At 35.6% G+C, this 12,420-nt stretch carries 11 protein-coding genes; 6 read left to right on the forward strand and 5 right to left on the reverse strand.

Going from position 1 to position 12,420, the window contains the following annotated elements; all coding sequences use genetic code 11:
- Nucleotides 1-62 precede the first annotated feature (62 nt).
- Nucleotides 63-2,111, reverse strand: a complete 2,049-nt coding sequence (locus LUA86_RS11545; protein WP_231462239.1) for a TonB-dependent receptor — start codon at nucleotides 2,109-2,111, stop codon at nucleotides 63-65.
- An 85-nt stretch (nucleotides 2,112-2,196) separates the two neighbouring features.
- Nucleotides 2,197-3,528, reverse strand: coding sequence for a sorbosone dehydrogenase family protein (locus LUA86_RS11550; RefSeq protein WP_231462241.1), 1,332 nt, complete (start codon nucleotides 3,526-3,528; stop codon nucleotides 2,197-2,199).
- A 281-nt stretch (nucleotides 3,529-3,809) separates the two neighbouring features.
- Here LUA86_RS11550 and LUA86_RS11555 point away from each other — a divergent pair, with 281 nt between their 5' ends.
- Nucleotides 3,810-6,029: an NADP-dependent isocitrate dehydrogenase gene (locus tag LUA86_RS11555; RefSeq protein ID WP_231462248.1), complete on the forward strand. Its 2,220-nt coding sequence runs from the start codon at nucleotides 3,810-3,812 to the stop codon at nucleotides 6,027-6,029.
- 212 nt (nucleotides 6,030-6,241) lie between these two features.
- Here the strand turns inward: LUA86_RS11555 and LUA86_RS11560 are convergent, their stop codons facing one another.
- The gene (locus LUA86_RS11560; protein WP_231462251.1) at nucleotides 6,242-6,469 is read right to left on the reverse strand and encodes a hypothetical protein; all 228 of its coding nucleotides are present in this window, start codon (nucleotides 6,467-6,469) and stop codon (nucleotides 6,242-6,244) included.
- Nucleotides 6,470-6,588: 119 nt separating this feature from the next.
- Between LUA86_RS11560 and LUA86_RS11565 the strand changes: the two genes are divergently transcribed.
- Entirely contained in the window at nucleotides 6,589-6,996 is a 408-nt protein-coding gene (locus tag LUA86_RS11565) for a hypothetical protein (RefSeq protein WP_231462258.1), read from the forward strand.
- 69 nt (nucleotides 6,997-7,065) lie between these two features.
- Here the strand turns inward: LUA86_RS11565 and LUA86_RS11570 are convergent, their stop codons facing one another.
- Both LUA86_RS11570 and LUA86_RS11575 read right to left on the reverse strand, forming a co-directional pair.
- The gene (locus LUA86_RS11570) at nucleotides 7,066-8,904 is read right to left on the reverse strand and encodes a DNA polymerase III subunit gamma/tau (RefSeq protein ID WP_231462265.1); all 1,839 of its coding nucleotides are present in this window, start codon (nucleotides 8,902-8,904) and stop codon (nucleotides 7,066-7,068) included.
- Nucleotides 8,905-9,110: 206 nt separating this feature from the next.
- Nucleotides 9,111-9,986 (reverse strand): AraC family transcriptional regulator, encoded by an 876-nt coding sequence (locus LUA86_RS11575; protein WP_231462267.1) that lies wholly within the window; start codon nucleotides 9,984-9,986, stop codon nucleotides 9,111-9,113.
- A gap of 170 nt (nucleotides 9,987-10,156) precedes the next feature.
- Here LUA86_RS11575 and LUA86_RS11580 point away from each other — a divergent pair, with 170 nt between their 5' ends.
- The 4 genes from LUA86_RS11580 to rplI all read left to right on the forward strand — a co-directional run bounded on the left by LUA86_RS11580 (nucleotide 10,157) and on the right by rplI (nucleotide 12,316).
- A complete protein-coding gene (locus LUA86_RS11580) occupies nucleotides 10,157-10,753 on the forward strand; it encodes a hypothetical protein (protein ID WP_231462275.1) in 597 nt (198 codons plus the stop codon).
- Between the two features lie 488 nt (nucleotides 10,754-11,241).
- Nucleotides 11,242-11,598, forward strand: coding sequence for a 30S ribosomal protein S6 (gene rpsF / locus LUA86_RS11585; RefSeq protein WP_231462283.1), 357 nt, complete (start codon nucleotides 11,242-11,244; stop codon nucleotides 11,596-11,598).
- Nucleotides 11,598-11,861 (forward strand): 30S ribosomal protein S18, encoded by a 264-nt coding sequence (gene rpsR / locus LUA86_RS11590; protein WP_056093004.1) that lies wholly within the window; start codon nucleotides 11,598-11,600, stop codon nucleotides 11,859-11,861. The genes rpsF and rpsR overlap by 1 nt, the downstream gene beginning before the upstream one ends.
- Before the next feature lie 11 nt (nucleotides 11,862-11,872).
- Nucleotides 11,873-12,316, forward strand: a complete 444-nt coding sequence (gene rplI, locus LUA86_RS11595) for a 50S ribosomal protein L9 (protein ID WP_231462285.1) — start codon at nucleotides 11,873-11,875, stop codon at nucleotides 12,314-12,316.
- Nucleotides 12,317-12,420 lie beyond the last annotated feature (104 nt).

Below are 12,420 nucleotides of genomic sequence, written 5' to 3' on the forward strand. Positions count from 1 at the left end.
ATGAAAAATGTAAACAAATTTTTCTGATGTGTAATGCCTTATTTGTTAAAACAAGTAAGGCATTATAGTTTAATGGCTGTACCAACGTAGTAGTTTCTTGATGCTGCCGGATTAAAGTATCGGTTATTAGCCGCATTTAAGTCATTACCTAAGCTATACTTTTCATTTAGTAGATTATTAACCCCTGTAAAAATGTTCAGTTTTGTTTTGCCAATTTTAAGCGCACTAACACCAGCTTTGGCTTCTATTAAATTATAACGCTTTGAGAAAACGCTGTTCGCATCATTTAGCGGTATAGATGATGTGTAGTTATGTTGCGCAAACAAATAAAAACCACTTTTAAACTGAAAACTTAAACTGCTTACTAATACGTTTGCAGGTACGCCGGTTAACTTATTGCCCGAAAAATTATTTGTCGCGTTACTAAAATCATCAAAATAATAATGGCTGTAGGTATAGTTATTTCTAATTTCTAAAGCATTTAAAAGTCCGGTGTTTTCTTTTATTACCCAAAATGACGTTTCTATCTCAATTCCTTTTTGATTGGTTCCACCTGCATTTACAAAATATTCAGTGTCGTTAGAATTTAACCTTCTAACAATAGCATCTTTTAATTTAAACTGATAAACATTAGCGTTTGCATAAAATCTATTGTCCAGCGATTTGTAACGCAAGCCAACTTCGTAATTCCATCCATTTTCTGCCTGTAAATCATTATTAATGTTATTGTCTGATGAACGTACTTCGGCAATTGTTGGTGGGGCGTAACCCTTACTAACAGAACTTCTTACAGAAAAATTTTGATTAATTAAGTACGAAATTGCCAGTTTGGGCATCAACTGTTCTGCAAATTTCCTTTCTCTTTGTGCTGTCGAAACCGGGAAAAAGCTTTGATATTTATATTTATAAAAATTTAAACTCGTGGCTAATTCAATCAACAATTTTCGATTGATATCGAATGTAGTTCTAAAAAAGCCAAAATCCTGAAAGGCTTTTAAATCATCAAAAGCTTGGGCTGTGCCTGTTATGCCTGCATTATTATTAAAATTTCTGACTTGCGATTTTGTAGATGAACTTTCCAAACCTAATTGGCTATTCCATGTTAAATTGCTGAACGATTTTTTATACTCCAGAAAAGTCCTTAAACCAAGGGTATTTTCATACCTCTTTTCAAAATTTGTAATAAATGGATTTTTAAAATCAGTATAGGAAGTAAATATGGAAACCACGTGTTTGAAATTTTCATTTAATTGATAAACATTTGATAATCCGCCAAAAATGGTTTTATTATATATTGCAGCTTGTTGTGTAATCGCTCCTGGCAGGGTTGGGGTTGCTGGCCTGGCTTGCTGCGGATTTAATTCCATTTGTGCCTGCGTTAAGCCTCCCGGCGTTTTATATGCTAAATCACTATAAAAAATAAATGCTTTTAAAACACCCGATTTATTGTAATTCCATTGATGATTGGTTTGGAAATATTTACGTTTCATAGTGCTGTTTTCGCGATAACCATTGCTTTCCTGATAACCTTGCACAAAGTTTAAACTGTAATTTTTAAATTGATGGGAAATGTTTGACGTTTGATGAAATAAACCAAATGAGCCCGCAGTAATGGATGCCTCAATTTTATTCGTAATTTCTGGATTATTGATTAAGATTGCGCCCCCGGTATTTGCACCAAAAATACTCGCTTCCGGCCCTTTGTAAACTTCGAGATTTTGTATCGCACTGGCATCAATTAAATTTAAATAAGTATTGCCTCCTGCATCAGTTAAAGGAAAATCATCAATATAAATTTTAATATTTCGGATACCAAAAGGAGAACGTAGTAAACTTCCGCGAAGCGATAAACGGTAACTACCTGGCGAACGCTCTTCCATTCTTACCCCGGCAATTGTGTTAATAGCGCTTACCATTGAAGCTGATGGTTGGTAACGAAGCAGATTGCTATCTAAAAGGCTAACTGCCGAAACTGAACGAATGATTTGTTCACTATTATAATATCCTTTTACAACAACCTCATCTAATTTTTTAACGGTATCAGGTTTTGAAATTTGGGCAATGGCAGAATAAGATATGAATAGAAAAGCTATTGAGAAAAGTGATTTCAAAGGGCTGGGTTTAAGATTTAATTAAAATAAAAAGCAGACTAAAATTACAATTTTAATCTGCTTTGAAAATTATTGATTTCGATTTTTACTTAGCTGCAACTCTCCAAACCACTCCACTTACATCATCAGCAACCAGTAGTGCTCCATCAGGCGTAAGCGTTACACCAACCGGTCTTCCATAAACTTCAGCTTTTTCTTCATTAGCGATAAAGCCGGTTAAAAAATCTTCAGGCTTGCCTGTTGGTTTGCCATTTTTAAAAGGAACAAATGCAACTTTATAACCCGAAATTTTCGAACGATTCCATGAACCGTGCTGACCGATAAATGCTCCTCGTTGGTATTTCTGAGGAAATTTAGTTGCCTTATAAAAAGCTAAACCTAATGATGCTGTGTGTGAGCCAACAGCAACATCTGGTACAATTGTTTTCTCCACTAATTCAGGTTTTTGGCCTTTTAAACGTGGGTCTTCGTTTTGACCAAAGTAGGCATAAGGCCAACCATAAAAACCTCCCTCTTTAACGCTTGTAATATAATCTGGCACTAAATCATCACCCAAACCATCTCTTTCGTTTACTGCAGTCCACAACATATTTGTGCCAGGAGCCCAATCTACACCAACCGGATTTCTTAATCCGCTTGCATAAATTTTTTCCCCGGTACCATCCGGATTTATTTCCAAAATGTTTGCTCTTCTAACCTCATGCTCCATTCCATTTTCGCCAACATTACTACCAGAACCAACGGTTACATATATTTTGCTTTTATCGGCATTAGTTATCAAATTTCTGGTCCAATGGTTATTGTAACCTCCGGCAGGTAAACTTAAAATCTTTTTACCCTGACCTGAAATTTTTGTATCGCCAGTTTTATATGGGTATTGCCATAAACCATCTGTATTGGCAACGTAAAAACTGTTGCCGATAATTGCCATCCCGTAAGGTTGATTTAAACCCGCTAAAAAAGTAGTTGTTGTTTCAGGCTTTCCATCCTTATTTTCATCGCGATAAAGAATAATTGTATTTGCACTTTTACCCGGAACTTCTGATTTTGATTTGCCGGTTACAGCGCCTGCAATTTTTTCTGCAGTGCTTCTTTCAGAATTTGTTAAAACCACAAGAACATCACCATTTGGGGTAATAATCATATTTCTTGGGCTCTTAATCCCCGAAGCGAACTTTGTAACCACAAAACCGTCGGGCGCTATCGGGGTTTTGCCTTCAGGCCAGCCAATAACTTTGCTAAATTTATTTTTGGATGCAGTAGTATCCGGTGCCGGAAGATTTAAATCTGCGACAGCGGTTTTAGCTGTTGTGTCGCTTTCCAAACTATCGCTTTGCGAATTTGATTTAGAACCAGATTGGCAACTTGCAAATATTGCCGAGGAAAGAAGCGTTGTGTATAAAAGTTGTTTTTTCATAGTTTTCTTAATGATGAAGAATCGTTTACCACTAAAAGAACACATAAGTTGAGGAGTTGTTTGTGCAGCGTTAATTAAACAAAAACGAACTCATTTTATTATAAAATTGATTCTTTTATTGAAGTAAACATTAACGATTTGAAATTAAGTAACCGAGGATAATTAACAATACAATGTTCCTTAATTCATCTGTTTATTTTATCTTTAGGCGATTTTAAAATTCTGGATTTTATAAAAAATCCGATTTCTTGTTAATTAATTAGTAAAAATCAAATTAAAACATGTCAAATACATCAAAAATTATCTATACCAAAACCGATGAGGCGCCAATGTTGGCAACCTATTCACTTTTACCTATTGTACAAGCTTTTACCGCATCAGCAGGTATTGATGTAGAAACCAGAGATATTTCTTTAGCAGGAAGAATTTTGGCAAACTTTCCTGAGTATTTAAAAGACGACCAAAAAATTGGCGATGCTTTAACAGAGCTTGGCGGATTGGCAACAACTCCAGAAGCGAACATCATCAAGTTACCAAATATTTCTGCATCTATTCCACAATTGGTAGGTGCAATTACTGAGTTACAATCGCAAGGTTTTGCTATTCCAAATTACCCGGATAACGCACAAAGCGAAGAAGAAAAAGCTATTAAAGCTAAATATGCAAAGGTTTTAGGTTCTGCTGTAAACCCGGTTTTACGTGAGGGTAATTCTGATAGAAGAGCACCAAAAGCGGTTAAGAACTACGCAAAAGCTAATCCACATTCGATGGGTAAATGGTCTGCAGATTCTAAAACAAAAGTTGCCAGCATGACTGAAGGCGATTTTTATGGTTCAGAAAAATCAACTACAATTGAAAGTGCATCTCAATTTAAAATTGAATTTGTTGCTGCAGATGGAACGGTAACTGAATTGAAAGGTTTAACGCTCTTAAAAGCAGGTGAAGTAATTGATAGTTCTGCTTTAAGTTTATCGGCATTAAAAACTTTTGTAGCTAAAGAAATTGAAGAAGCAAAAGCAGCAGGTGTTTTATTATCTGCGCACTTAAAAGCAACGATGATGAAGGTTTCTGACCCGATTATATTTGGTGCAATTGTAGAAGTTTACTTTGCTGATGTTTTTGCAAAATATGCAGATTTGTTTAAAGAACTAAACATTGATACCCGCAATGGTTTAGGAGATGTTTATTCGAAAATTGCTGGCAATGGTAAACAAGCTGAAGTTGAGGCTGCATTGGCAGATGCAATAGCAAACGGGCCAGCTTTAGCAATGGTAAATTCTGATAAAGGAATTACCAATTTACATGTTCCAAGTGATGTAATTGTTGATGCTTCGATGCCGGCAATGATTCGTACTTCGGGCCAGATGTGGAATAAAGAAGGAAAGCCTCAAGATACAATTGCTCTAATTCCTGACCGATCTTACGCTGGTGTTTACACCGCAACTATAGATGATTGTAAAGCGAATGGCGCTTTTGATGTAACTACAATTGGCTCAGTTCCAAACGTAGGTTTAATGGCGCAAAAAGCTGAAGAATATGGTTCGCATGATAAAACTTTTCAAGCGACAGGAACCGGTGTAATCCGCGTTACTGATGCTGATGGTAAAGTCTTCTTCGATCAGAAAGTTGAGCAAGGTGATATTTTCCGCATGTGCCAAACAAAAGATGCTCCAATTCAGGATTGGGTTAAACTGGCTGTAAACAGATCTCGTTTATCTGAAACACCTGCGGTTTTCTGGTTAGATGAAAATAGAGCTCACGATAGAGAAATCATTGCTAAAGTGAAAAAATATTTAGCAGATCATGATACAACAGGATTGGATATTCGTATTCTGGCGCCTATCGAAGCAACTAAATTCACTTTAGAACGTATTCGTAAAGGTGAAGATACAATTTCGGTTACGGGTAACGTATTGCGTGATTATTTAACAGATTTATTCCCGATTTTAGAGCTGGGTACTTCTGCTAAAATGTTATCAATCGTTCCTTTAATGAACGGTGGTGGTTTATTCGAAACCGGTGCTGGTGGTTCTGCACCTAAACATATTGAGCAGTTTATTGAAGAAGGTTACTTACGTTGGGATTCTTTAGGCGAGTTCTTAGCGCTTCAGGCTTCTTTAGAGCATTTATCGCAAACGCAAAACAATGCGAAAGCCCAAGTTTTAGCTGATGCTTTAGATGAAGCAAATGCTAAATTTTTAGCTACAGATAAATCTCCTGGTCGTAAATTAGGCACCATTGATAACCGTGGTTCTCACTTTTATTTGGCTTTATATTGGGCTGAAGCATTAGCGGCGCAAACTAAAGATGCTGATTTGCAAGCTAAATTTGCGCCTTTAGCAAAAGCTTTAGCAGAAAACGAAGCGAAAATTAATGAGGAGTTAATTGGTGCACAAGGTAAAGCTCAGGAAATTGGTGGTTACTATAACCCTGATGATGAGTTGGCAGGTAAGGCAATGCGCCCAAGTGCAACTTTAAATAATGCTTTAGCAAGTTTGTAGGTAAAGCTAACTTATATAACAGGCTGTATCACTGATTTGATGTCATCCTGAGCTTGTCGAAGGGCTTAATATTGTAAACATTTCGACAGGCTCAACGTGACAACGTTTAACATGATACAGCCTTTTTATTTTGCTAAAAACTGTAAGTAATCACATTAAAGATTAGCTTCACTGTGCATTTTTGGGTTTCTCCGGTGTTGCCAAAATCACTATTAATGCTCTTCCGTCCGCCTGGAGCACAGTCCTGAATTTTCAGGAGATAGAGCTTTTCCAATAGCCACATATTTATTTAAGGTTGCATTTAAAGGTTTCTTCGCTGCAGTCGAAATGACGACTACTAAATCTGCGACAATCCATTGTATCTGCAGGAGGAAATCACCACTTGTAACGGTGAGTGTGTCAAAGCGCTTAGGTTTCTGAAATTTAAAATATCTTTGCATTGTTTGAATATCTAAAAACGCATATAATTTCTTATTATCACATATTATATTCCTAAATAAATTCAAAAACCATCCACCAACCCAGTTGTTATAATTAAAATTAAATAGGAGATACCATCATGGCAGATAACGAAAATAAAGGTTCACAGGATAAAATCCACAGCACCACTACAAACAGCGAAATCAACAAAGAAAATCTATCTTACGATAAACATAAACAAAGCTATGAGCTTGATGTAAAAGGTGAAGATAAAGATTATGATCACCCAATGGGTTATGAAACGGTTGCTGCGGGAGCGGTTGATGATGATTCTACTTATGATGAAGCAAATCCATACGTTGGTGATGAATATGCCAGAAATAAAGACATTGCAGATGATAATTTAGAAGAATTAGGTATGCATGTAGATAATGGCGAAAGTGTAAAACTTAGTCCGGAGGATGAGATTTTGGCCCGCACTCCTGAAGATGATAGGGATGATTTAGATGAAGAAGGCTATCCGATTAATGATGCTACAGAACAATAAGATTCAGTTGTTTTAACTGATAGCAGTGTAAAAAAAAAGCAGAATTAATTTCTTTTTAATTCTGCTTTTTTATGGATTTACATCTAAATTAAATCGCCTTCTTAATTCTTCAAGCTTCGGGTTTTTGTTGAGCAAATAATCATATTTCTCCCGGTTTCCATAAAGCCTGTTCTCAAGCTTCCGTTCCATTTGTTTGAATGAGATGTCTACAGCAAAATTTTGTAATTCTTTTCGTAGATAATTCATCAGTTCTACCGATTCCTGAACTACAAATTGTTCTTGTGTTTTACTCTCAACCGTTATTTCAATTAAAACAGGACTAAGTAGCGTAGGCGCAAAATTATTTAAAATGGTAAATAAATTAATTTTATCGCTGGCCTTTAAAATTTGGATGTAAGCATTCCATACTTCCAGAAGCCTTTCAAAAGTAAAAGGTTCCCGAGCCTCACCGGTAACTGTTTTAGATTTTCCATCGTCTTCTCCACTTGCAACACGTTCTAAATCATTTAAAGATGGAATGAGTGTACTCGCAGCATTTGCTTTCGGAATTTTTATACTGATTGATGTTGCCGAAGGGGTTGGACTAGCTTTTGTTACTTCTTTAGGCTTATCTACTGCAATTGGAGAAACAGATTCCTGATTAATTGGATTCGGAATTTCACTTTCCGCTTTTAGCTTTAAGTTTTCTGCTTCATTGGAACTTTCAGCTTTCAGCTTTTCACTCTCAACCGAACTTACATCAGTTTTTTTTTTATCCTGATCTAGGTCAGTTGCTGTATTATTATTGCTTAATGGCTGTTGAGCGAGTTGAACTACCGACCGTATGTGGCACATTTTTATTAGTGCAAGCTCTACTTGCAGCCTTTGATTTTTAGAATTTTTATAATTTAAATCGCAGGCATTGGCTAAGTTCAATGCGGTGAGTAAAAATGATAATTCAGTTTGTTTACACTGCTCCAGGTATTTCTGTCGGATGTTTTCGCTTACCTCTAATAATTTAATTGTGGCGGTATCTTTTCCAACCAATAAATTACGGAAATGGGTTGCAAGGCCATTAATGAAATTGTTTCCATCAAAGCCATTGTTTAATATTTCATCAAATAAAAGTAGCGTTTGGCTAACCTGTGCAGCCGTTAAATAGGATGTTAGTTTAAAAAAGTAATCGTAATCTAAAATATTCAGGTTGTCAATTACTGCCTTATATGTAATGTTCTTATTTGCATAACTGGCAATTTGGTCAAACATCGAAAGCGCATCACGTAAACCGCCATCTGCTTTTTGAGCAATGATGTGTAAACCATCTGTTTCATAAGCAATATTTTCCCTTTGGGCAATTTTAGCAAGATGCTCAGAAATATCATCAACCTGGATGCGGTTGAAATCAAAAATCTGGCAACGCGATAAAATAGTTGGTAATATTTTGTGTTTTTCTGTAGTGGCTAAAATAAATATCGCATAAGATGGTGGTTCTTCTAAAGTTTTCAAAAATGCGTTAAATGCACTTTGAGATAACATGTGAACCTCATCAATAATATAAATTTTATACTTTCCGGCTTGTGGCGGTATCCTTACCTGCTCAATTAAACTTCGGATATCATCAACAGAATTGTTTGAAGCTGCATCTAATTCATGAACGTTAAAGGAATGCCCGTTTTGAAAAGACTGGCAATTATCGCATTGGCCGCAAGCTTCCATTTCGGCTGTAGGGTTTGTACAGTTTATGGTTTTAGCTAAAATACGGGCACAAGTTGTTTTACCAACACCACGCGGACCGCAGAATAAAAATGCCTGCGCTAATTGATTGTTCTTAATGGCGTTTTTTAAAGTTCCTGTAATATGCAATTGTCCAACTACGGTTTCGAACGTAGCCGGGCGATATTTACGGGCAGAAACTATAAAATTTTCCATCGGCACGAAAATAGGAATTTTTGTTGAGTTGGAATGTTGTAAAGTTGGAATGTTGAAAAGAATAATATCAGATGAGTAAACAGCAATTATCAATAACCAAAATACAACTTTCAATAAAACAATTAACCAATAAAACAATTTACCCTAAACCCTAAACCCTAAACCCTAAACCCTAAACCCTAAACCCTAAACCCTAAACCCTAAACCTACTTAATCACCGCTTTTAGCTCTTGCCGATATTGCGAGGCACTTTTCCCTGTAAATTCTTTAAAAAGCTTATTAAAATGGCTGAAGTTGTTAAATCCGCTTTCAAAACAAATATTTGCAATGCTTGTTGGTTTTTCTGCTAAAAGCTTAGATGCATGTACAATTCGGTACTCATTTACAAAACGCGTAAATGTTTTTTTGGTAATCTTTTTAAAATAGCGACAAAAGGAAGGGACCGTCATGCTACACATGTCAGCAATGTATTCTAAACTAATTTCTTCCAAAAAATGATCCTTAACATAATTAAAAATCATGTTTATCCGGTCGTTGTCTTGCACCTGCATCTCCAGCGAAAAATTTTGTGCATTTAAAAGTTTATAATCAGATGCCTGCTCAAGCTCTCTCAAAATACCAAGTAAGGCCAATAGTTTTTCAAGCGGCCATGCATTATGCATTTTTTCTAAAGCCGGACCAACAAGTTTCATTGTATCCTTTCCAAAAGCTACGCCATATTTAGCCTTTTCAAATAAATTAGCAATTCCTCTGGTTTCCTTTAGCTTTAAAAACTCAGCGCCTAAAAAATCGGGTTTCATTTGAACAACAACCTCCGTTTTATTTCCGGTTTGGGTATCTGTAAATCCGCAATGCGGTAAATTACTCCCTATTAAAATCAAATCGCCATCTGTGTAATAAGAAACGTGACTACCAATTTGCCGCTTGCCCGAGCCGCCATTAACATAAACCATTTCAATTTCTGGATGGTAATGCCATAAATGCGCCTTATTGTTCTCATTTTCTACATATTTAGAATAGTAAAATGAGCTGCCAAAAGATGGCTCTACAACTTCAAAACTTGGCTTAATTTTTTTCATCATTTATAACAAAAATACTAAAATAATTATGGTTGATTGTTTCATTTGTATATGAATTTATAATTCAAGGGTAAAATAGCATAGATGTTTGAAAATATACAATCAACTATGCGTGCTTAACAGTAGTAATTTAGTGGTGTTAAATAATTGTTCATCTAAAAGAATTCACATACATGAAAAACTTAATAAAAATCAGCCTTGTTGTAGCGGCAATATTTGCTGCTCCGGGAGTTAAAGCAAATGATGAAGTTGTTAGTTTAAAAGTTAAAGCAGAAAACAATAAATCTATCCGTTTTTATATAGACGAAGCAAAGGATATAGAGCTTGCTATAAACGATGCTGTTGATAATAGATTAATCTATCAGGAAAGTATCCATGCATCTGGTGCATCTACCAAAACTTACGATTTAAATGAATTACCAGATGGTGAGTATACATTAAACGTAACAACAGGTTCTCAATTGGCTCAATACCAAATCAATATTGTAAACAATAAAGCAGAAGTTTCTGAACCAAAAATTACAGAGGTTTTTAAACCCATTTTGGAAAAAGACAGCGCTATGGTTACGCTTAGTTTAGATAATGCTGATAAAAGCCCAATCGAAGTTGAAATCATTAATGAATTTAACGAACAACTTTATAAAGAAACTTTTACAAACAGAGCTAAATTGACTAAGAAATTTAACGTGGGCAGCACGCCATCAAAAGAATTAACCTTTATTGTAACTACTAACAAACAACAATTTACCAAAACAATCGAATCTCGCTAATTAAATTTATAACAATTGTTATAAAGGGGTTAGCTTTTTAGGTAACCCTTTTTTTGGTAAAAACAGAAGGAATATTTTTTTGAAGCGCAGGTTTCTGTGCGTTTAGGTAACTGCCGTTCCGCTTTCGTTACCTGCCTACCGCAGACAGGCAATCTTTTAAAAGCTCCTGTCATTCTGCCTACCGAAGTGTTGGTACAGGCTGTGTCTCAGCATGGCAGCAGATTTAAGGTTGCTACATCTTTTAAAAGTATTTTCACTGCAATCGGGGCTCATTTGCAAAGTTGGTTCATTTTGTTTAAAAATTGCAACAATCCAAAACCCGATTTAGTCAAAAGAACTGATGCTTTTGATTTTCAGATAATTGCTTAGTTTTTCTAACATTAAATTTACCTGAATTTTTAGCTAAACGTTTGAAAATTAAAATTATATTGTTACTTTTGCAACCCCGTAATATACCTCGGGCTTAAAAAATTAAAAATTTTATAACAATGAATCAGTACGAAACTGTTATCGTTCTAACCCCGTTGTTATCAGAAGAAGTTGCGAAAGAGGCTATGGCTAAATTCAAAGCTATTCTTACTGATGGCGGTGCCGAAATTATCCACGAAGATAATTGGGGTTTAAGAAAATTAGCGTATCCGATCGCTAAAAAATCAAACGGATTTTTCAACTTAACTGAGTATAATGCTCCAGGTGATTTGATTGCTAAATTAGAGTTACAATTAAAACGTGATGAGCGTGTGCTTCGTTTCTTAACCATCAGGTTAGATAAACATGCAGTTGCTTATAACGCTAAAAAACGCAGCGGTGCGTTCAACAAAAAAACTAAGGAGGTTGCAGCGTAATGGCAAGAGAACAAATTCAATACGTTACTGCCCCTAAAGTAGAGGATAACCGTAAAAAATATTGCCGTTTCAGGAAAAACGGTATTAAATACATTGATTACAAAGACGCAAACTTTTTGTTAAAATTTATTAACGATCAAGGTAAATTATTACCACGCCGTTTAACTGGTACTTCGTTAAAATTTCAACGCAAAGTGGCACAAGCTGTTAAGCGTGCACGCCACATCGGTTTGTTACCTTTCGTTGCTGACCAATTAAAATAGGAGGATTTGATATGGAAATTATTTTAAAACAAGATATTAAATCATTAGGCGAGAAAGACGATATCGTTACAGTAAAGCCAGGTTATGGCCGTAACTATTTAATTCCGCAAGGATTTGCATCTTTAGCTACCGTTTCTTCAAAGAAAGTATTAGCTGAGAACTTAAAGCAAGCTGCTTTTAAACAAGATAAAATTAAGAAAGATGCTGAAGGTATTGCTGAACGTTTAACTGATGTTAAACTTTCTATCGGTGCTAAAGCTGGCGAAAGCGGTAAAATATTTGGTGCTGTTAACACTATCCAAATTGCAGAAGCATTAAAAGCTCAAGGCTTTGATGTTGACCGTCGTCGTATCACTTTCGAAACTGAACCAAAATTTGTTGGCGAATACGTTGCTAACTTAAACTTACACAAAGAAGTGAAAGTTCAGGTTCCTTTCGAAGTTATCGCCGAATAAGCATTTCTTTAAAACATAAAAAAAGTCCTTTCATTAATTTGAAAGGACTTTTTTTATAATGGAAGATGTGAAATGTAAGGTGGGTGATACAGAAATTGGAGACT

Source organism: Pedobacter sp. Leaf132 (assembly GCF_920984695.1).
GTDB lineage: Bacteria > Bacteroidota > Bacteroidia > Sphingobacteriales > Sphingobacteriaceae > Pedobacter.